Below are 21301 nucleotides of genomic sequence, written 5' to 3' on the forward strand. Positions count from 1 at the left end.
CTCAGGCCTCGGCCTGTGCGGCGTCGGACGCCGCCTCAGTCTCGTCCGCCTTCTTGTCGGCCTTCTTCTTCTGGGTGATGGCGTCGCCCTTGGCCTCGTCCTCACCGCCGAGGGACTCGAAGGCGGGCTTGACGGACTTCTCCGCGGGCTGCAACAGCGGCGCGGGAGCGGGCTCACCCTTGAACTTCTGCCAGTCGCCGGTCTTCTTCAGGATGGCGAGGACGGGCTCGGTGGGCTGGGCGCCCACGGAGAGCCAGTACGCCACGCGGTCGGCGTCCACCTCGATGCGCGACGGGTTCTGCACGGGGTGGTAGAGGCCGATCTCCTCGATGGCCCGGCCGTCACGGCGGGTACGGGAGTCGGCGACGACGATGCGGTAGTGAGGCGAACGGATCTTGCCCAGACGCTTCAGCTTGATCTTGACTGCCACGGGAGTGGAATCTCCTGGTTTGACGTGGTGGGGCACTGCGGGATGGCCGCGTGGGGCTGCGGTACCCGAGTGGCCCGATGGACGCGTCAGCCGGAGGAGAGAGGGGTCCTATGCGACTGTCGAGTACAGCCGCCCATTGTGCCACACGCCGCTGAGGCCGCCGCACCACGCCCGCCCCACGAAGGGGCAGGGTAGGGCCGGCCGCCCATGACGCATGACAGCCCGGGGCAGCGCCCTGGTCGGTGGGCGCTGCCCGCGCCGGTACCGCGGGCGGACGCAGGCCCTGCCGCCGCGCCTCCCGAGGGGTACCCCGTCAGCGCGCCCCGGCGCCGACCACCTCTGGGATCTGGAAGGGCTTGCCGCAGCCGCCGCAGACGATGGGGGCCTGCTCCAGCACGGACGGGACCACGCGGACGTTGCGCCCGCAGTCGCATACGGCCTTGACTCGGACGCCGCCGCCGGACGAGCCGTGCCGGCCCGCGGGTCCGCGGAAGCTGACCGACGAGTCACGCTCGGTGGCGACGGAGTGCGCCTTGAGTGCGCGGTTCAGGCGCTCCATGGTGGGGCGGTAGCGCCTTCTGGTCTCCGACCTCAGGGTGACCAGCGAGAAGCCGCTGCTCGGGTGCGGCTCGTCCGGATGGTCGAGGCCGAGCTCTTCGGCGATGGTGAGGAACCTTCGGTTGTGATACCGACCGGCCCGCGAAGTGTCACGCACTCCGCGGGCGGCGGCGATGCCATGGACTGCCTCATGAAGCAGTCGCTCGAAGGAGAGCTCGGCGCCACACGCGGACGACGATTCTCCGATCAACGATTCGGGCGCGGCTAGGTCTGGCAGCTCGGGGTGGTACCGCTGAATCTCGGCCCATGCCCCTGCCAGCTCTGCGGCCAGTACAGGTGGTGTCGTGCTCACGTAATAAGAACGATCCGGGGTGGCTCTGTGTTCCGATTCCGGGCCATCCCAAATAATTTGCACGTACCAGTCAGTCACCTGTGATGCACTGCGAGGCGGACGGGCGCTCTGATCTGCGGATATGTCGCTCAGCTCACCGTAAGAGCGTACGTAGTGAGACGTACACCACAAGGCGTAGGTAAAGCCGCTCGTCGGGATGTTCGGTGCTCGCGCTGCCGTACGGCCGTCATCGGCGTGAACCGGTTACTCCGCGTACCGGCACAGACGTCGCACGGCGACATCCTCGTACGGGGCTCACGGTGGGGCGCGGCCCGCGCCGACGACCCTACCGGGCGCCCTCGGGGCATCCGGAACTGCCCCCTCCCCGCCTTTGGCGCTGGTACTGCGCCGTGCCGCCGTGCGCCCGGTCGGTCGGCAGTAGGTGTGCACGCCCTCTGGACGGCGGCCGGGGATACGGGTTCCCTGGCCTACGGCGCCCGGGCGGCTCCTTGGGGACCACCGTTCGCCCTGGCGGTGCCGATAGCGGCGCGTGAGCGGAGGGTGGGGCTGTCATGGACGAGCGGCTGGCGCTGCGGATCGAACTCTTCCGTGCCGGCGGGCAGGTGCGGCCCGAGGTGGCGGACTTCGTGGCGGCGGAGTTGACCGCGCTGGCCGCCGAGGGCCGGACGGTCACCGAGGAGACGTCCGGCATGCTGACCAGCCATCTGATGATGGCGCTCACCAGGCTCCTGGACGGCGAAGCGATCTCCGGGACGAAAGCCGACGGACAGATCGCCGACGAACTCGCGGAGCATCCGGACGCGGTCGAGCGCGCCGGCCGCATCGCGGTGCGGGCGGAGCGGGAACTCGGGGCCGCGCTCCCCGCGTCGGAGGTCGCGTTCCTGGGCATGCACCTCGCCGTACTGGGCCTGCGCAGCGCGCCCGACGCCCGGCAGGACGGCAGCCGGCCGCCGGTGCCATGAGCCGTCACCACAGAGGTCTTGATCGGGCACGGTCAGGGTCTTGCTCGGGGAGTCGCACGGGAGTAGATCAAGGCAGCGCAGGTGGAACAGCTGCGGCCGGCCGGCCGGAAGCGGCATGGGCGGCGGGCCGGCGGACGGAGCCCGGGACGTGGGAGGGGCGGGTATGACGAAGATCCTCACCGGTGGTGTCGGCCGTGCCGAGGTGGCGGCGGCCGTCGAGGAGCTGCGGCTCGACGGCGTCACCGTCGTGCTGTCGGACGACATGGACGCCGCGATGCAGTTGCGCGCCGGCCGGGCCGACTACTACCTGGGCACCTGCCACACCGGCGCGGGCGCGTCCCTGGGGGTGCTGGTCGGGCTGATGGGTCGTGCCGCCTGCCACACCTTCGGCCGCACCGTGCCCACGGACGACGAGATCGGCGCGCTGCTGGCGGACGGCAAGCGGATCTTCGGCTTCAGCCTGGACCAGATGGACGCGGTCACCCCGGCGTTGGCCCGCGCGATCGCCGCGCACGGCTGAGCTCGGCACCGGCCGAGGCGGGCGGACGCCCCGGCCTCGTACCCCTCCGTACCCCTGCTCGTACGTACTCGTACCGCCTGGTGCGCCCCCCGGTGCGCCCAGGTGCACCATCGCCCGCACGGCTGAAACACCTCCGAAGCACACCCGGCAGCACGCAACGGCAGCACGCAACGGCAGTCTGAAGGAGTGTTCTCATGAGCAGACCCCTCGCCGCGCACGCCACGCTCGGCTTCTCCCTGTCCGAGCAGCTGACGGTGATCGTGCTGTGCGCGCTGACCGCGTTCGTCTCGCATCTGGCGCTGGCCGTCTTCAATGACGGGGTGCGCCCGTTCATGCTGGACTTCGTCCAGGGTCGCGCGCGGCGCGGCGAGACGACCGCGGTCTCGTTCGGGCTCTCCGCCGGGTTCGTCTTCGGCCTCGGTGCGCCGATGGCGTTGTCGAGCGGTGTCCTCAATCCGTGGCTGTTGTTCCTGCCGACCGATGTGCTGGGGATTCTCGCGCCCAGGAAATGGCTGGCACCGCTGCTCGGCGGTGCCTGGGGCGCCCTGGTGGTCTTCGGCCTGAGCGGCGCCAACGATGCGGCGCATCGGCTGCCGGTGGACTTCCTCACGGCGATGCAGCAGATGTCGACGCCCATCCTGTACCTGTTCACGCTCTTTCCGGTGCTGGCGATCAGCAAGCAGTTCGGGCGGCGTTGGGGCGGTGCGGCGGCGGCCGTGGAGCTGGCGTTGGTGCTGCTGACGATGAAGGTGTGGCCGAAGACGTTCCCGGGGGCGCTGGCCATGGCCGCCGGAGTGCTGCTGTTGATCACTCTCGCGGTCACCAAGGACCTCGCGGCCCGCCGGACGGCTCCTGCCGCTGCCGATCCGTCCGCCGCGGCCGGGGCGGCCGGATCGCTCGACCCCGCCGACTCGGACGACTCCCCCGCCGCCGCGCCGGCCGCCGCGGACGACGACCCCATGGCCTCGCTCTTCAGCGCCAACGCGACCCGGCTGCGGCGCCAGTGGCCGCTGTTCATGCTGCTGGGCGCGGGGGTGTGCGTGCTGGCGCAACTGCATGTCTTCGGCGGCGGCGAGGCGACCAGCTTCCTCATAGCCAAGGGGCACTACTCCGAGGCGGCACAGGTCGACTTCTACCGTGCGTTCGGGTTTCTGCCGCTGATCGCGACGACGGCCCTGGCGTCCGGCGCCTACGGCATCGTGGGCTTCACGTTCGTCTACCCGATCGGCTATCTGCTGCCGAACCCGGTCCTGGCCGCGCTCGCGGGGGCCGCCGTGTTCGCGGTGGAGATCCTGGCGCTGTCGTCCATCGGGCGGCTGCTCGGCAGGCTGCCGAGCGTGCGCGACTCCTCACAGCACCTGCGCGGCGCCATCACCGACACCCTGCACCTGGCGATCCTCTTCGGCTCCCTGCTGGCGGCCAACGCCATGGGCGGCGGGCTCGGCATCCTCATCGTCGGCGGGCTCTACCTGTGCAACGAGACGATGGGCCGGCCGGTGGTGCGGATGGCGGCGGCACCGGCGGCCGTACTGGCCGGCGGCGTACTCCTCAACGTGCTCCACTGGCTCCATCTGTTCACCCCCGTCAAGAGCTGACGGGGGACACATGCCGCCGCATCCTCCGCTCCGGCCGTCGCCGCCCACCCTGCGCACCGTCACCGGCCCCCTGAACGCGACCGCGGTGCAGGGCCCCGTCCTGGCCCACGAGCATCTGGTGCTGGACCTGGACCGGGTGGGCGACGGGGCCGCCGTGCTCGACGCCGACCTGCACGGCGCCGCCGTCGCCGCGGAGCTCGCCGAGCTGCACGGCACCGTCGGTCTTGGCCTAGTCGTGGAGCTGACGTGCCACGGCATGGGGCGCGCCGCCCGCGCGCTGGAACGCATCGCGCGCCGTGCGAAGGTTCCCGTGATGGCCGCGACGGGCTGGTACTACGAGCCGTTCCACCCTGCTGACCTGCGGATACGAGCGGTCGACGAGCTGACTGCCGTACTCCTCGACGAGATCGACCACGGCCTCGACGGCACCGAGGTCCGGCCCGGGGTGCTCGGCGAGATCGGCAGTCACGGCGAGGTGCCCACCGGCACCGAGAGCCGGGCGCTGCGCGCCGCCGCACGGGCGGCCGTCGCGCGCGGGCTGTCCGTCGCCACCCATGCGCAGCTCGGCCGTGGCGGGCTCGCCCAGCTCGACCTGCTCACCGGCGAGGGCCTGGCGCCGCACCGCATCAGCATCGGCCACCAGGACCTGCTGGACGATCCGGTGGTGCACCGAGAACTGGCGGCGAGCGGCGCCTACGTCGCGTTCGACACCGTCGGCAAGCACCGCTACCAGAGCGATGCCCGGCGGCTTCGGCTGCTGCTCGCGCTGCTGGAGGCAGGGCACGCCGACCGTGCCCTGCTGAGCTGCGACATCTCGCGGCACGGCTATCTGCGTGTGCGGGGCGGGCAGGGGTACGGGCATCTGTTCCGCTCGTTCCTGCCGGCGCTGCGGGCGGCCGGTGCCGACGACGACCTGATCGACCTGCTGACGCGCCGCAATCCGTTGCGCTTCCTGACCGGCGCCCACGTCGACCTCGGACGCCGGGTCGGCCGGCCCGCCCGTCCCGGAACCGACGAGGACCCGATATGACCGGCGGCCACGGCCTGCCCCGCACCGCGCCCCTGGCCACGGTGTCGGTGCCCGACGCGATCGCCGCCCAGTTCCGCCTGCTGGAGTGCGTTGCCGCGCACTTCGAGGGCCAGGAGCTGTTCGCGCCGGACGTCGGCGTGCTGCCCGAACTCGGCCGGCCGCGGAGCACGGCGCAGGCGGAGGCGGTGCTGGCGGACTTCTTCGGCGCCGAGGACGCCGCGCTGGTCCAGGGCGCCGGCACCGGGGCGATCCGGGCGGCGCTCACCGCGGTCCTGTCCGACGGCGAACCGCTGCTCATCCATCGCGCGCCCGTCTACCGCACGACCGGCGTGACCCTGCGCGGCCTCGGTGCCCGCCCGGCCGAAGCGGACTTCAACTCCGCGGCCGAGCTGCGTGCGGCGCTCGCGTCAGGCCGCTTCCGTTGGGCGTACGTGCAGCACGCCCGACAGCGGCTCGCCGACTCCTACGACCTCGGCGAGGTGCTCGCGGCCTGCCGCGCTGCCGGGGTGCGCACCGTCGTCGACGACAACTACGCGGTCTTGCGCGCTCCCGCGTGCGGCGTGCAGCTCGGCGCCGAGGCGTCCTGCTTCTCGCTGTTCAAGCTGCACGGTCCCGAGGGGGTGGGTGCGGTGGTGGGGACGCGTGATGTCATCGCGCGGGTCCGCGCGGACAACTACTCGGGCGGTGGCCAGGTCCAGGGCCCTCAGGCGCTGGACGCCCTGCGCGCCCTCACCCACGTGCCGGTCCTGTGGGCGGTGCAGTCCGCGGTCGTCACGGAAGTGGCCGAGCGGCTGTCGGCCGGCGAGGTGGCCGGGGTCGCCGAGGTGCGCATCGCCAACGTGCAGGACCGCTGCGTGCTGGTACGGCTGCGCGCGCCGGTGGCACGGCAGCTGCCCGCCGTCGCCGCACGGTTCGGCGCCGCGCCCTACCCGGTCGGCTCCGCATCCCGTTACGAGATCGCGCCGCTGTTCTACCGGATGTCCAGTTCGGCCCTCGCCGACGCCCCGGGGTTGGCCGACCACACGGTCCGCATCAACCCGATGCGGGCGGGCGCCGACCTCGTCGTGACCATCCTGCGCCGGGCCCTCGACGCGCTCGGCGCCACCGACGTCGACACGCCTGATGGGCCCGCCGGGCCTCGCGGGGGCGACGGAACCGGCGCGACCGGCGCTACCCGCACCGGCGAGGCGACCGGTGCGGGCGCCGGATTCGACGGACCCTCCGCCGCACTCGACGAAGGTGAGGCCTGACCGACCGTGTTCCTGGACGCCCTGCTGCGCCGCAACCGGCCCCTCGCCGACGTCGCGTACGACCTGCACCGCCGTGGCGCGATCCCGCCTGACACCTATGTCGTCGATCTCGACACCGTGGCGGCCAACGCCGGCCTGCTGGCCGCCGCGGGGCGGGAGCACGGTGTGGCCCTGTGGTGCGTGGTCAAGCACCTCGGCCGCAACCCCGAGCTGATCGGGGCGATCGCCCGGCACCTGCCGTCGTTCGCGGCGATCGACGCGGCGGAGGCCCGGGTGTTGCGCGCGGCCGGCGTACGCCCGGGCAACCTCGGGCACCTGGTGCAGATCCCGCGCCATGCGCTGCCCGGGTTGTTGGCCTGGCGGCCCGAGGCCGTCACGGTCTACGACCTGGCGGCGGCCCGTGCCGTCTCGGCCGCCGCGCTCCGCCTGGGCCTCGTCCAGGACCTGCTGGTCCGGGTGGACGCGGCAGCGGGGACGGATGCGGCCGGTGCGGCGGTGGTCTACCCCGGCCAGGAGGGCGGTGTGCCGCTCGCCGCTTTGGATTCGTTCGCCGCTGCGGTGGAGCGGTTGCCGGCGGTGCGGATCGCGGGCGTCACCGGGTTCCCGTGCGTGCGGTGTGACCCGGCGACCGGCGCGCCGGAGCCCACCGCCGTCTTCGCCGCGGCATGCCGGGCGAAAGAGCTCCTGGCGGCGCGCGAGCGCGCGGGGCAGCCGATGCGGGCGCCGTTGATGCTGAGTGCGCCGGGCGCGACGTGTGTGGCGACGATCCCGCTGCTGGCCGCCGGCGGCGCCTCGCACGGCGAGCCGGGCCATGCGCTCACGGGTACCACTCCGCTGCACGCGCACGACCTGTCCCAGCCGGAACGGCCCGCCTACGTGTACGTGACCGAGATCGCCCACACCCTCGCGGACGGCCGCCCGGCGCTTTTCGGCGGCGGTTTCTACGCCCGTTCGCAGGTCAGGAGCGCGCTGCTGCCACGCACCGGAGTACGCCTCGCCGTGCAGGACGCGCCGGCCGAGCACATCGACTACTACCGTCTGCTCGATGCGCCGGCGCACGGGAGCGAGGCACGTGCGGGCGACACGGCGCTGCTGGCCTTCCGTACGCAGATCTTCGTGACCCGCTCGACCGTCGCCGTAGTGGCCGGCCTCGCCGCGGGCACACCCCGGCTGACCGGGCTCTACGACGCGCGGGGCGCACGGCTGGGAGCGTGAAGGGGCAGCGCAGACCGACAGGTCGGCCAGCCGGCAAGCCGGCAACAAGCAGGACGCGCGACCGGGCTGGCCCGGTCGCGCGTCCTCATGTCTTGCGCCGCCTGCTCCAGCGGCTTTTCTGGTTACTCCGGCGGCTCCGGGTTACTCCGTGAACTTCTTGAACTCGTCCGGCAGTTCGAACGTCTGCGCGCCCTGCTGGTCGTCACCCGCTCCGAAGGCACCGGCCTGCTCGCGGCGCAGAGCGGCCTCCTGCTCCTGCTGCTTGCGCTTCATCGGGTTGCCGGAGCGCTGCTTGCCCTTGGCCGGCTTCTGCTTCTTGCGCTGGCGCCCCGGGCCGCCACCCATGCCCGGGATTCCCGGCATGCCCGGCAGGCCACCGCCCTGCGCCACCTTGGACATCATCTTGCGGGCCTCGAAGAACCGCTCGATCAGGTTCTTCACCGCGCCGACCTCGACGCCGGAACCGCGCGCGATACGGGCGCGCCGGGAGCCGTTGACGATCGTCGGGTCGTTGCGCTCCCCCGGGGTCATCGACTTGATGATCGCCGCCGTACGGTCGATCTCGCGCTCGTCGACGTTCTGGATCTGGTCCTTCATCTGGGCCATGCCGGGGAGCATGCCGATCAGCTTGCTCAGGCTGCCCATCTTCCTGACCTGCTCCATCTGGGACAGGAAGTCATCGAGCGTGAAGTCCTTGCCCTTGGAGCTGGCCAGCTTGCTGGCCACCCGCTCGGCCTCTTCGCGGGAGAAGGTCTGCTCGGCCTTCTCGATCAGCGTGAGCACGTCGCCCATGCCGAGGATGCGGGACGCCATGCGGTCCGGGTGGAACGCGTCGAAGTCGTCCAGCTTCTCGCCGTTGGACGCGAACATGATCTGGCGGCCGGTGACCTGCGCGACGGACAGTGCCGCACCGCCGCGCGCGTCGCCGTCCAGCTTGGACAGGACCACGCCGTCGAAGCCGACGCCGTCGCGGAAGGCCTCGGCGGTGTTGACCGCGTCCTGGCCGATCATGGCGTCGACGACGAAGAGGATCTCGTCGGGGCTGACCGCGTCGCGGATGTCCGCGGCCTGCTGCATCAGCTCCGCGTCGATGCCGAGCCGGCCGGCGGTGTCGACGATGACGATGTCGTACTGCTTGGTCTTCGCGTGGTCGATGGAGTCCTGGGCGACCTTCACGGGGTCGCCCACGCCGTTGCCCGGCTCGGGGGCGTAGACGCCCACGCCGGCGCGCTCCGCGACGACCGAGAGCTGGTTCACCGCGTTCGGGCGCTGGAGGTCACAGGCGACCAGCAGCGGGGTGTGCCCCTGGCCCTTCAGCCAGTGGCCGAGCTTGCCCGCGAGGGTGGTCTTGCCGGAGCCCTGGAGGCCGGCCAGCATGATCACGGTCGGTGGCTGCTTGGCGAAGCGCAGGCGGCGGGTCTCGCCACCGAGGACCGTGATGAGCTCCTCGTTGACGATCTTGATGACCTGCTGGGCGGGATTCAGCGCCTGCGACACCTCGACGCCGAGCGCACGTTCCTTGATCTGCTTGATGAAGGCGCGCACCACGGGGAGCGCGACGTCCGCCTCCAGCAGGGCGATCCGGATCTCGCGTGCCGTGGCGTCGATGTCTGCCTCAGAGAGGCGTCCCTTACCGCGGAGGTTCTTGAAAGTCGCTGCGAGGCGATCGGAGAGAGTGTCGAACACGGCGGTCGCGAATCCTCGGGTCGGGAGCAGGATGGGTTGCCCTCCAGGGTATCGGGAGGAGCGCGATGTGGGGTCACCCGTTCGCTGCACCGCCCGGTCGGACCGGATGTCCCAGCTCACACGGCCGGTGCAGGCCCGCCTCGGACCCTGCGGGACGCTTTGCGGGGTGGTGTGCCCGTGCGCCCCTCACCCCCGCAGGACCGCTTCGAGGGCCTGCGCGACCTCCGCTGCGCGGTCGGCGGGCAGGGGGCTGCCGGCGGGGTCTGTGACGTAGAAGGCGTCCACGGCGTTGGAGCCGAGGGTGGAGACATGGGCACTGCGGACCCGTACGCCGGCGGATTCCAGGGCGCGCCCGACCCGGTGGAGCAGCCCCGGCGCGTCCTGGGCGCGTACCTCGATGACGGTGGCCCGGGCGGACCCGGCGGGGGCGACGGACACCCGCGGCGGTGGCGCCACGGTGTGGCGGCGCTTGGGGTAGGCGGCGTCCCGCTCGGCGAGGCGGCGGGTGATGTCGAGGGAGCCGTCGAGGGCGCGCACCAGGTCGGCCCGGAGCCGGGTCTCCTGCGGGAGCGAGCCGTACTCGGCGGCGACCCGCCAGTCGAGCAGCAGCACGGCGGACGGCAGCCCTTCGGATGCCGCGGCCAGCTCGGCGGGCAGCTCCTTCACGCGCAGTTCTGCGGTGCGCACGGCGAGACGGTGCATGGCGAGCACGCCGGCGACGGTGGGCAGCACACCGGGCTGGTCGGGGACCGCGATGAGCAGCTCGACGCCCAGCGGCTCCGGCGTGCGCGCCGGATCGGCCGTGCCGGCGGCGTTCGGGGCGGCCTCGCTCGGGTCGGCCTGGCCGGGCGCGGGGGCGGGATCGGCCTCCCGCGGCTGCTGCGACTGCTGCGACTGCTCCGGCTGGGCCCGCAGGCGCAGTACGGGGCCGCCGGTGCGGAACGCGTCCATCGCAAGGCGTTCCTGCTCGGCGGTGGGCGCCGCCGGCTCGGGTGTGCGCGGTGCCCGGCCGGAGAGCACCGCGGCGGCCCGGCGCACCAGGTCGGCGACGAGCCGTCCCCGCCAGGCCGACCATGCGGCGGGGCCGGTGGCCAGCGCGTCCGCCTCGGTGAGGGCGTGCAGCAGCTCCAGCGTGGCGACGGAGCCGACCGCGTCGGTGACGGCGGCCACGGTCGCCGGATCGTCCAGGTCACGCCGGGTGGCGGTCTCGACGAGCAGCAGGTGGTGCTGGACGAGGGTGGCGAGGACGGCGGTGTCGGCCGCGTCGAAGCCGATCCGGGCGGCCACGTCGCGGGCGATGACGGCACCCGACGCGCAGTGGTCGCCTGGCCAGCCCTTGCCGATGTCGTGCAGCAGGGCGGCGACCAGCAGCAGGTCGGGCCGGTCGACGCGGCGGGTGAGCGCGGCGGCACGCACCGCGGTCTCCACGAGGTGCCGGTCGACGGTCCAGGTGTGCACGGCGTTGCGCTGCGGCCGGCAGCTGACCCGTTCCCAGTCCGGCAGCAGCCGGGTGATCAGCCCTTCCGCCTCCAGCGCCTCCCACACGTCGACGGTGGGCCGGCCGGCGCCGAGCAGGGTGATCAGCTGGTCACGCGCCTCGGCGGGCCAGGGCGTGGGCAGCGGCCGGGTGGTGGCGGCGAGCCGGCGCACGGCGTGCAGGGACAGCGGCAGCCCGGCCTGGGCGGCGGCCGCGGCGGCCCGCAGGGGCAGCACCGGGTCACGCTCCGGGCGTGCGGTGCGGGCCAGTACGGCTTCGCCGTCGTGTTCGACGACTCCTTCCGCGAGCGGGGTGCGCTCGGGCGAGCCGGCGCCGTTCCGGCCGAACCCGCGGCCTGCCAGCATGCCGCGCAGGCGGGGGCGCGCCGAGCGGGCCCGAAGCACCCGGCTGACCTCGCGCCAGGTGACGTCGCCCGCGTACCCGATGGTGCGCGCGGCCTCGTAGACGTGCCGCAGCAGTGCGTCGGCGTCGGCGAGGCCGAGGCCGGTGGCGACCTGGTCCTGTTCCTGGAGGCTGAGCCGGTCGGTGGCGCGTCCGGTGCACAGGTGGAGCGTGTCGCGTACGTCGAGGAGGCGGCGGCGGGCGTCGGCGAGCCCTTCACGGGGGGCGTCGGCCAGCCAGGAGGCGGCGACGGCGCGCAGCGCGGTGGCGTCGCGCAGTCCGCCGTGGGCTTCCTTGAGGTCCGGTTCGAGGAGGTAGCGCAGCTCGCCGTGGCGCTCGGCGCGCTCGGCGCACAGGTCACGGAGTTCGGGGAGGCGCTTGGGTGCCTGGTTGCGCCAGTCGGCCAGGACGGCCGCGCGCACTTCGGCGGTGAGCGAGTGGTCGCCGGCGAGGTGGCGGGCGTCCAGCAGACCGAGGTGGACCTTGAGGTCGCCGGCCGCGGTCTTGCGGGCCTGGGCGGGGGTGCGCACGGAGTGGTCGAGTTCGAGGCCGAGGTCCCACACGGGGTACCAGATGCGGTCGGCCAGGGCCGCCACGGTGGCCGGGTCGGCGCGGCCGTCGTGCAGGAGCAGCAGGTCGAGGTCGCTGCGCGGGGACAGCTCGCCGCGCCCGTAGCCGCCGACGGCGACCAGGCTGACGCCGCGCGCCGGGGCCGTCGCCCCGCTGAACAGCTGGGCCAGCCAGGCGTCGGTGAGCTCGGACAGGGCGCTGCGGCGTGGCGGCCCGGACTGCCCGTCCGACCGCAGCAGCCGCAAGCGGGCCCCCGCGTAACCGTCGGGCCCGCACTCCGGCTCCGGTGCGCACTTCCCGTCCACCGACCCCTGCCGATCCCGGGTCTCCCGGGCCTCCTGGCTCGCCCCGTCCTCCCGGTTCACCTGGCCATCTACGGCTCGCCCGGCATCCTGGCCGTCTCGAACCCCCCGGTTCTCCGGAGCCTCCGCCGCCCCGTGCTGTTCGCGTCCGGTGTGCTGCACCTCGCGTCCGGTGTCGGTCACGTCGTGCCCCAGCTCTCGTAGGTGCCCTCGTGGGTCGTGCTCTGCCTGCTCACCCTGCTCGTTCCGGTTGTCCCGCTCACCTGGCTCGTACGGTTCATCCTGCTTGTCCATGTGGTGCTCACGCCTCGTCCCGGCCTGCCCCCGGTGACTTCCGTGCCTGTCCCCCGGTGACATCCGGCTGCCCGCCTGCGCCGCCCGTCGAGCACGTGGCCCGGTGTCAGCGGTCAGCGGTCGGCGGTCGGTGGTGATGGGGCGGCCGGTGGTCGGTGTCCGCATCTAGCCACCGGCCCCGGCCGCCCGCATGCCTCCGGCCGCCGGCCTCCTGCACGCCGGCGGCCGGAAGGGCTCAGAGCGCGTCGGGTCCGCGCTCCCCGGTGCGCACGCGTACGGCGCCATCGACGGGGACGGCCCAGACCTTGCCGTCGCCGATCTTGCCGGTTCTGGCCGCCTTCACGATCACGTCGGTGACGTGCTCGGCGTCGTCGTCCTCCACCAGCACCTCGATACGGATCTTGGGGACCAGGTCGACGGTGTACTCCGCACCGCGGTACACCTCGGTGTGGCCGCGCTGGCGGCCGTAACCGCTGGCCTCGGTGACGGTCAGGCCGTGCACGCCGGAGGCCTGGAGGGCTTCCTTGATCTCGTCGAGGCGGTGCGGCTTGACGACTGCGGTGATGAGCTTCATGCGTCGACCTTCCTTGCCTTCTCGTGTGCGACGACCGGCGGCGCGGCCGCCGGGGTGCGGGGCGAGGTGCCGCCGCCCGCACCGCTGAAGTCGTACGCGGTCTCGGCGTGCTCGGCCTGGTCGATGCCGGCCACCTCGTCGTCCTCGGTGACCCGCATGCCGATCACCTTGTCGACGAGGAAGGCGAGGACGGCGGCGGCGACGAGGGAGTAGACGAGCACCGCTGCGACCGCGGCGGCCTGCTTGCCGAGCTGGCCGAGTCCACCACCGTAGAAGAGGCCCTTGGCGTCGGACTGCACTCCGCCGGTGGCGAAGAAGCCGATCAGCAGGGAGCCGACGACACCGCCGACGAGGTGGACGCCGACCACGTCGAGGGAGTCGTCGTAGCCCAACTTGTACTTGACGCCGACGGCCATGGCGCAGAGCAGGCCGGCGATGGCGCCGACCGCGATCGCCCCGAGCGGGCTGATGCAGCCACCGGACGGGGTGATGGCGACGAGGCCGGCGACGGCGCCGGACGCGGCACCGAGGGTGGTGAAGGCGCCGTGCCGGAGCTTCTCGTAGCCGAGCCAGGCCAGCATGGCGGCGGCGGTGGCGACCTGGGTGTTGACGAACATCACGGCGCCCACGCCGTCGTCGTTGCCGAGCCAGGAGCCGGCGTTGAAGCCGAACCAGCCGAACCACAGCAGGCCGGCGCCGAGCATCACCAGCGGCAGGCTGTGCGGGCGCATCGGGTCCTTCTTGAACCCGACGCGCTTGCCGATGACGAGGATCACGCCGAGCGCCGCGGCACCGGCGTTGATGTGCACCGCGGTACCGCCGGCGAAGTCGATCACGCCGAGTTCGAAGGCCCAGCCCCCGGCGCCCCAGACCCAGTGGGCGACGGGGAAGTAGACGAAGGTCGCCCACAGCGCGATGAACAGGGACCATGCGGTGAACTTCACACGGTCCGCGAGGGCGCCGCTGATCAGGGCGGGCGTGATGATCGCGAACATCAGCTGGAAGACGGCGAAGACGTAGACGGGGATCGTGTAGCCGTCCCAGAGCTGGGTCAGGCCTATCCCGCTGAGCCCGACGAAGTCTCCACTCCAGCCGACGAGGCCGCCGTGGTCGGCGCCGAACGCGGCGGAGAAGCCGTAGAGCACCCACAGGATGGTGACGATCCCCAGGCTGATGAAGCTCATCATCAGCATGTTGAGCGCGCTCTTGACGCGGACCATGCCTCCGTAGAAGAAGGCCAGACCTGGTGTCATGATCATCACCAGGGCGGAACAGATGAGCATGAACCCTGTATTGGCGGCGGACAGCTGCGGGGTGTCCGCGGCCAGGGTGATGCCTGGAGGCATCGGCGTCTCCTCGTCGTCGGGTACGGCCCGGGTGCGGGCTGGTCGGTGCGCTCCCCAGGGGGCGCTCCCCGCTGCCCTGAACGGAAACCGGGAGGTGTCCCCCGCCCACGTGCGCCAGGCGGTGGGGGAGCCTGCGGCCACGCGGGGGAGCTCTTGCGGCGGTGCGGAAAGTCGTGAGGTGTGGGCCAGTGATGCGCCGAGCGTCGCGCAGGGCCGTTTCCGTCGATGCCGCACCATGTTTCGCCGCGGTGACGAAGGGGCGGTACGTGTTACGCGTGGGTGAACCGCATGAGGATGCCGCGATCAGTCGTTATCGTGTCGCAACCAAGCAGAAGGGCGCCCGTCGCGGATGGCGGGCGCCCTGGGGCACGGTGGCGGACGGCCGTGGGCCGGGCCGTGCCGGTGTCGCTCGGGGACCGTGGGCCGGTCAGCCGGCCGGGGCGGTCTCGGGGAGCTGGCTGGCCAGTTGCTCGGCGAGTTCGCCGACCGCGGGGACGTCTCCGAAGGCGCGTGATGCGCTGTCCACGGTCTTGCGGATCCGGGTGGTGACCCGTTCGGAGCGCACCTTCTTGGCGACGACGAGGGCCTGCCGGATGGCGGCCGCGCTCTGCTCGGGCTCTCGTTTCAGTAGGTGGACGGTGGCGAGACCGATGAGATTGAGGGCGTAGGAGCGCCGGTGCTCGCGGTCGGGTGCGAACAGCTCCACGGAGCGGGCCATGGCCGGCTCGGCGAGCGTGGCGTACGTGGGGCTGCGGCCGGCGACGTAGGCCAGGTCGCGGTAGGAGTGGGCGTTCTCGCCGTGCAGCTCGGCCTCGGTGAAGAAGCGGATCCAGTCGGGCTCGGGTTCGGGGCTGTCGAGGATGTCGTCGAAGGTGTCCTCGGCCATCCGCACCGCTCGCTTGCACTTGCCGGGCTGGCCCATGTTGGCGTAGGCGCGCCCCTCCATCGCATACAGCATGGCCTGGGTGCGCGGGCCGGCGCAGTCGCGGCTGCCGTACTGGGCGAGGTGGACGAGTTCCAGGGCGTCGTCGGGCCGGCCGAGGTGGATCATCTGGCGGCTCATGCTGGAGAGGATGTAGGCGCCGAGGGACTTGTCGCCGGCCTCTTTGGACGCGTGCAGGGCGAGGACGAAGTACTTCTGGGCGGTGGGCTGGAGGCCGACGTCGTAGCTCATCCAGCCGGCGAGTTCGGCGAGTTCGGCGGCGACCTTGAACAGGCGGGTGCGTTTGGCTTCCGGCTGGGGTTCCTGGAGGAGGTCGGTCACTTCGTGCAGCTGGCCGACGACGGCCTTGCGGCGTAAGCCGCCACCGCACTGGGCGTCCCAGGTGCGGAACATGGCCGTGGTGGACTCCAGGAGGTCCAGTTCGGCCGCGGAGAGGCGAACGGGCCGGCGCTGCGCGGGCACGGCGTGCTCCGCCGTCTCGGGGGCGGCGGGCGGGGGCGCGTCCCAGGCGCGTGCGGCGTGCGGGGCGGGCACCAGCCAGCGCTGCAACGGCTCGACGAGGGTGGGTCCTGCGGCGAGCACCAGCGAGCTGCCGAGGAAGCCACGCCGCGCCAGCATCAGGTCGCTGCGGGAGAACTCGCTGATCAACGCGACGGTCTGGGGGCCGGTCCAGGGCAGGTCGACGCCGGAGGCCGAGGCCGGCTTGTGGGGGGCGCGCAGGCCGAGGTCCTCGACGGCGACGACGCATCCGAAGCGCTCGGAGAACAGGTCGGAGAGGATGCGCGGAATCGGCTCTCGCGGGTTCTCACCGTCGAGCCAGCGGCGGACCCGAGAGGTGTCGGTCGAGATGTGGTTGGCGCCCAGCTGACGGGCTCTTCTGTTGACCTGCCGGGCCAGCTCGCCCTTGGACCAGCCGCTACGGACGAACCAAGAGGTGAGGAGTTCGTTCGGGCGCCTTTCCGCGTGCGTGGCACTTTCGCCCCTGCCGACCACTAAACGCCCCCAAGCGTCGAAACCCATGTTTCCGCGGCACGTGTTGAGCCGTACCAGGATGCCGCACCGCGCGCCGGCTCGCCCCGGCGCGTACGGTCCCGCGTGGGGAGCACCCGCGCGCGACGGCATCCGCGTATGCCGTACCCGCATACGTACGAAGGGCCGGCGGAGGGTGCTCAGGACACCTCCGCACGATCGACCCGCTGCCCCTTGCTATGCCCGAGGCATACCCACGAACGCACCGTATCCAGGATTGTGTACCGAAAGTAATCTCGCGGTCACCACTCCGGCGGAAAGCATTATCGAAACGCCACCATTCGCCACCCCTTCGAATGAACTCCAGGGGCGCACTGCACGATTCACTTGACATACGGCACACCACACCCGGCACGTCGACCTGCCGGAAGCGGTGGAGTGGGGCACGCCCGGGCGCGCGGGCTCGGGCGGACCACCTCCGGCGCGCCAAGACGCCGTCGTGACGCGACAACACGTGACAGGACGTCGTCATGGAGGGCTCGCTTCCGGGACAGAGGAAACAAGTGAAAACAGAGCGTCACGGATCGATTCCGGCTCGTAACCACCTGCGTGCCGGACCCGTTGGAGGGGGCATGGGCTTCACGATCGGCGGCATCCGCGAGATGCGCCCCGGGGCACGCCGTCGGGGCCGAACGTGGGAGTGCGCCGTGGTGGCGGAGTTCACCGGGCTGTGGGGCTGGGCCGTGCTGCCCGGCGCCCGGGCGATCACCGGGTCCTGTTCCTGCGGGCGGCCGGACTGCCCGGCGCCCGGCGCCCACCCCCTCGACCTCGCCCCCGTCATCCCGGCCGGCGCCGCGCCCGACGAGGTGCATGAGGTGTGGAGCGGCTTCCCCGGCGCCACGGCGTTACTGCTCGCCGGAGCGGCCTTCGACGTGATCGAGGTCGGGGAGAGCGCGGGGCGGCGTGCGCTGGTGCGCCTGGAGCGGATGGGACTGCCGCTCGGCCCGGTCGCCCTGACCCCCGGTGGCCGTGCACAGTTCTTCGTCGCCCCGGGTGCCGCGGCCGAGCTGCCCCGGCTGCTGTACCGCATGGGGTGGGACGGCGCCGACCTCGGCCTGCGCGGGCTGGGCCCCGGTGACCACCTCACGGCCCCGCCGTTCGACCGCGGCGGCCGGGGTCCGGTGCGCTGGCTGCGCGCCCCCGACCTGGACTCGGCGGCCCATCCGCCGGAGGCACGCCTGCTGCTGGGCACCCTGGCGTATATGGCCCATCGGACGCCCCTACCGAGCTGACCAGCGCGCTTACGCATGCGAAGGGGCGCCCGCGGATCACCCGGACGCCCCTGGCACGGCGGCCCCACGAAACGGTCGGACCCCGCTTCGCCTCGTCGACGGCGGCAGCACGCCGGCACACACCGGCGCCTTCGCCCAAGAGTCCCGGACGGAGGCCTCAGGACCCGACGAGGGCGTCCACGAACGCCTCCGGCTCGAAGGGCGCCAGGTCGTCCGGGCCCTCGCCCAGGCCCACGAGCTTGACCGGCACACCCAGCTCGCGCTGCACGGAGACGACGATGCCGCCCTTGGCCGTGCCGTCGAGCTTGGTGAGCACGATGCCGGTGATGTCGACGACCTCGGCGAACACCCGCGCCTGCACCAGACCGTTCTGACCGGTGGTGGCGTCCAGGACGAGCAGGATCTCGTCCAGCGGGGCGTGCTTCTCCACGACACGCTTGACCTTGCCGAGCTCGTCCATCAGGCCGGTCTTGGTGTGCAGCCGGCCGGCGGTGTCGATGAGGACGACGTCGGCGCCTGCCTCGGTGCCCTGCTTCACTGAGTCGAAGGCGACCGACGCCGGGTCGCCCGCCTCAGGTCCGCGCACGGTACGCGCGCCCACCCGCTCGCCCCAGGTCTGGAGCTGGTCGGCGGCGGCGGCGCGGAAGGTGTCGGCGGCGCCCAGCACGACGGACTTGCCGTCCGCGACCAGCACCCGCGCCAGCTTGCCCGTGGTGGTGGTCTTGCCGGTGCCGTTCACCCCGACGACCAGCACGATGCCGGGGGTGTCCAGGCCGGACTCGGTGTGCACGGTGCGGTCCAGGTCGGTGCCGACGAGGGTGAGCAGCTCCTCGCGCAGCAGTTGCCGCAGCTCGGCGGGGGTGCGGGTGCCGAGCACCTTCACACGCGAGCGCAGCCGCTCGACCAGCTCCTGGGTGGGAGCGACACCGACGTCGGCGGTCAGGAGGATGTCCTCGACCTCTTCCCAGGTGTCCTCGTCCAGGTGCTCACGGGAGAGCAGGCTGAGCAGGCCCTGACCGAGCGCGTTCTGGGAACGGGACAGCCGGGCCCGCAGGCGCACCAGGCGGCCCGCGGTGGGTTCGGGCACCTCGATCGCGGGCGGGGCCGGTTCCGTGATGACCGGTGCGGCCGGCTCGGGCCCGGCGACGGTGGCACCGCCGGACGGGCGTGCTTCGCCGCCCGGCTCCTCGCCGGCCTGGGGCGCGGTCGGAGGGGCGGTGATGTCGGGGGTTTCGGTGGGGGCGGTGGGCGCCGCGGCCTCCGGGGGCTCCTGCCGCTTCTTCTTGCGGCTGCCGATCACGAGCCCGCCGAGCGCGCCGATCACGACCACGGCGATGACTACAGCAAGGATGACGATTTCCATAACGCCCCCCAGTATCAGGTATGCGGACCGCTGACGACCCGGGGCGCCACCGGGGCGCCCGCGGACACCCGAAGCGACGCGGGACACGCGGTGCGTCACCACGCCATGACTCCCCCGGGCTGGCCCGCGGCCCCCGGGGCGCCTGCCGCACGTACGCACGCAGCGGTGCAGGGCGGGCGACGCGCCGAGGCGGCGCGGGCTGCGCTGGTGCAGCCGGTCGCCCCGGCGGGCCGGCTCGTCACGTGCGCGTTCGGGGCTGCCGGCGGTGCGCAGCGCGTCGAGCGGCGCCGAACACCGCGGTGTCCCTACGTGACGTGCGTCCGACCGCTCCGGGCACGCCACCGCCCCGGCGCGGGGTCGGGCCGGCCGGGGCGGCGGGTGGTACGAGGAGCGGGCGGTGGCGGGGACTGGACGGTCAGCCCATCTCCTCCAACGCCTTGCCCTTGGTCTCCTTCACGAACTTGAGCACGAAGGGGATCGAGAGCGCGGCGAAGACCGTGTAGATCACGTAGGTGACGGAGAGGTTCCATTCGGACAGCGACGGGAAGCTCGCGGTGATCGCCCAGTTGGCGATCCACTGGGCCGAGGCGGCCACACCGAGCGCGGCGGCACGGATCCGGTTCGGGAACATCTCGCCGAGGAAGACCCACACGACCACGCCCCAGGAGAGCGCGAAGAACAGCACGAAGAAGTGCGCCGCGATCAGGGCGACCCACCCTTGCGTGGCCGGCAGCCTGCCGTCCACCAGGGGCGAGGAGAAGGCCCAGGCCTCCAGGGCGAGGCCGATGGCCATGCCCACGGATCCGATCAGCGCCAGCGGCTTGCGGCCGACCCGGTCGACGAAGATCATCGCGATCACGGTGCCGACGATGTTGATCATCGACGTGGTGAAGGAGTAGAAGAACGACTCCGTCGGGTTGACGCCGACCGACTGCCACAGCGTCGACGAGTAGTAGAACGCCACGTTGATGCCGACGAACTGCTGGAAGACGGAGAGCCCGATGCCGATCCACACGATCGGCTTGAAGTAGCCGCGGCCACCGAGCAGGTCCTTGAAGGTGGACTTGCGCTCACGGTGCATGGCGTGCTCGATCTCGGTGAGCCGGACGTCGAGGTCGATGCCGTGACCCTCGATCTGGCTCAGCACCTCGCGGGCCTCGGCCCGCCGGCCCGAGGTGAGCAGGTAGCGCGGCGACTCGGGAATGGCGAAGGACAGCAGGCCGTACACGATGGCCGGGATGACCATGACGCCCAGCATGACCTGCCAGGCCTCCAGGCCCAGCAGCGCACCGCGCTGGTTGCCGTCGGCCGCCCGCAGCAGCCCGTAGTTGACCAGCTGGGACAGCGCGATGCCGACCACGATCGCGGCCTGCTGGAAGGAGGCGAGTCGCCCGCGGTACGCGGTCGGGGAGACCTCGGCGATGTAGGCCGGGCCGATCACGGAGGCCATGCCGATGGCGAAGCCACCGACGATCCGCCAGAAGGCGAGGTCCCACAGAGCGAACGGCAGTGCCGAGCCCACGGCGCTGATCGTGAACAGGACCGCGGCGATCTGCATGCAGCGGATCCGGCCGATCCGGTCGGCGATCCGTCCAGCGGTTGCGGCGCCGATCGCGCAGCCGATCAGCGCGATGGCGATGACCTGCGCAAGAGCGGCCGGGCCGATGTCGTAGCGATCACGGATGGCCTCGACCGCGCCATTGATGACGGAGCTGTCGTAGCCAAAAAGAAAGCCGCCCATCGCGGCGGCTGCCGCAATGAAGACGACTCGGCCCAGGTGCTCGGGATGAGCCTCCCTGGCCCCGGACGGCATGGCCGCTGTGCTGGTCACTGGGTACTCCTTGGGCGGACGGCAACACTGCCGTGAGAGGGGCGCGCGCCCGGCGCTGTAGCGCCCTCAGCACACGCCCATCACATGAACGTAAAAACAACGTTGCCGAGACTATTCCTTCAAGAATCGAAGTCAATAGGCGGCGACTGAGATTTTTTAGTCACGCAAAGAGGTTATGTGTTCAGACAATGAACGAAAGGTGACCACCTCTCGGCGGAGGGGCCCTGTCGAGGCAGCCCCGGACCCGCCGTCGGCGAGCAACGCGTCCCAAGCACCGCACACCCCACAGCGCGCACCGCAGACGTCACACCGTCTGCACAAGCGCGGGACTGACCGCCGT

Annotated in this window: 16 protein-coding genes; 7 read left to right on the top strand and 9 right to left on the bottom strand. The window is 72.2% G+C overall.

Features of this window, described 5'->3' with window-relative positions:
• Position 1: 1 nt before the first annotated feature.
• Together rpsP and NQO67_RS39900 are read right to left on the bottom strand one after the other, a co-directional pair.
• Positions 2 to 430: a 30S ribosomal protein S16 gene (gene rpsP / locus NQO67_RS39895; protein ID WP_255955443.1), complete on the bottom strand. Its 429-nt coding sequence runs from the start codon at positions 428 to 430 to the stop codon at positions 2 to 4.
• A gap of 313 nt (positions 431 to 743) precedes the next feature.
• Positions 744 to 1340, bottom strand: coding sequence for a hypothetical protein (locus NQO67_RS39900; RefSeq protein ID WP_255955444.1), 597 nt, complete (start codon positions 1338 to 1340; stop codon positions 744 to 746).
• A 551-nt stretch (positions 1341 to 1891) separates the two neighbouring features.
• Here NQO67_RS39900 and NQO67_RS39905 point away from each other — a divergent pair.
• The 6 genes from NQO67_RS39905 (at position 1892) to NQO67_RS39930 (ending at position 7912) form a co-directional block, all read left to right on the top strand.
• On the top strand, positions 1892 to 2302 hold the full coding sequence (locus NQO67_RS39905; protein ID WP_255955445.1) for a PRD domain-containing protein: 411 nt from the start codon (positions 1892 to 1894) through the stop codon (positions 2300 to 2302).
• 163 nt (positions 2303 to 2465) lie between these two features.
• On the top strand, positions 2466 to 2822 hold the full coding sequence (locus tag NQO67_RS39910; protein ID WP_255955446.1) for a DUF2620 domain-containing protein: 357 nt from the start codon (positions 2466 to 2468) through the stop codon (positions 2820 to 2822).
• Between the two features lie 194 nt (positions 2823 to 3016).
• Entirely contained in the window at positions 3017 to 4417 is a 1401-nt protein-coding gene (locus NQO67_RS39915; protein ID WP_255955447.1) for a YhfT family protein, read from the top strand.
• A 10-nt stretch (positions 4418 to 4427) separates the two neighbouring features.
• The gene (locus NQO67_RS39920) at positions 4428 to 5447 is read left to right on the top strand and encodes a phosphotriesterase family protein (protein WP_255955449.1); all 1020 of its coding nucleotides are present in this window, start codon (positions 4428 to 4430) and stop codon (positions 5445 to 5447) included.
• The gene (locus NQO67_RS39925; protein WP_255955450.1) at positions 5444 to 6697 is read left to right on the top strand and encodes an aminotransferase class V-fold PLP-dependent enzyme; all 1254 of its coding nucleotides are present in this window, start codon (positions 5444 to 5446) and stop codon (positions 6695 to 6697) included. Before NQO67_RS39920 ends, NQO67_RS39925 begins: the two co-directional genes overlap by 4 nt.
• 6 nt (positions 6698 to 6703) lie before the next feature.
• Positions 6704 to 7912 carry an alanine racemase gene (locus tag NQO67_RS39930; protein ID WP_255955451.1) on the top strand — a complete coding sequence of 403 codons (1209 nt, stop codon included), beginning with the start codon at positions 6704 to 6706 and terminating at the stop codon, positions 7910 to 7912.
• Between the two features lie 141 nt (positions 7913 to 8053).
• Here the strand turns inward: NQO67_RS39930 and ffh are convergent, their stop codons facing one another.
• The 5 genes from ffh to nsdA all read right to left on the bottom strand — a co-directional run bounded on the left by ffh (position 8054) and on the right by nsdA (position 16526).
• Entirely contained in the window at positions 8054 to 9598 is a 1545-nt protein-coding gene (gene ffh / locus NQO67_RS39935) for a signal recognition particle protein (RefSeq protein ID WP_255955452.1), read from the bottom strand.
• 186 nt (positions 9599 to 9784) lie between these two features.
• Complete coding sequence (locus NQO67_RS39940) at positions 9785 to 12643, bottom strand: [protein-PII] uridylyltransferase (RefSeq protein WP_255955454.1); 2859 nt, start codon at positions 12641 to 12643, stop codon at positions 9785 to 9787.
• 235 nt (positions 12644 to 12878) lie between these two features.
• A complete protein-coding gene (locus tag NQO67_RS39945; protein ID WP_255955455.1) occupies positions 12879 to 13217 on the bottom strand; it encodes a P-II family nitrogen regulator in 339 nt (112 codons plus the stop codon).
• Complete coding sequence (locus NQO67_RS39950; RefSeq protein WP_255955457.1) at positions 13214 to 14563, bottom strand: ammonium transporter; 1350 nt, start codon at positions 14561 to 14563, stop codon at positions 13214 to 13216. The genes NQO67_RS39945 and NQO67_RS39950 overlap by 4 nt, the downstream gene beginning before the upstream one ends.
• A 427-nt stretch (positions 14564 to 14990) precedes the next feature.
• Entirely contained in the window at positions 14991 to 16526 is a 1536-nt protein-coding gene (nsdA, locus tag NQO67_RS39955) for a transcriptional repressor NsdA (RefSeq protein WP_255955458.1), read from the bottom strand.
• A gap of 581 nt (positions 16527 to 17107) precedes the next feature.
• On the opposite strand from nsdA, the gene NQO67_RS39960 reads away from it, so the two are divergent.
• Positions 17108 to 17767 carry a bifunctional DNA primase/polymerase gene (locus NQO67_RS39960; protein WP_255955459.1) on the top strand — a complete coding sequence of 220 codons (660 nt, stop codon included), beginning with the start codon at positions 17108 to 17110 and terminating at the stop codon, positions 17765 to 17767.
• Between the two features lie 157 nt (positions 17768 to 17924).
• Here the strand turns inward: NQO67_RS39960 and ftsY are convergent, their stop codons facing one another.
• Positions 17925 to 19130, bottom strand: coding sequence for a signal recognition particle-docking protein FtsY (gene ftsY, locus NQO67_RS39965; RefSeq protein ID WP_255955460.1), 1206 nt, complete (start codon positions 19128 to 19130; stop codon positions 17925 to 17927).
• A 415-nt stretch (positions 19131 to 19545) separates the two neighbouring features.
• Positions 19546 to 20961, bottom strand: a complete 1416-nt coding sequence (locus NQO67_RS39970) for a sugar porter family MFS transporter (RefSeq protein WP_255955461.1) — start codon at positions 20959 to 20961, stop codon at positions 19546 to 19548.
• Between the last annotated feature and the right edge of the window lie 340 nt (positions 20962 to 21301).

This window comes from Streptomyces odontomachi (assembly GCF_024435355.1).
GTDB lineage: Bacteria > Actinomycetota > Actinomycetes > Streptomycetales > Streptomycetaceae > Streptomyces > Streptomyces odontomachi.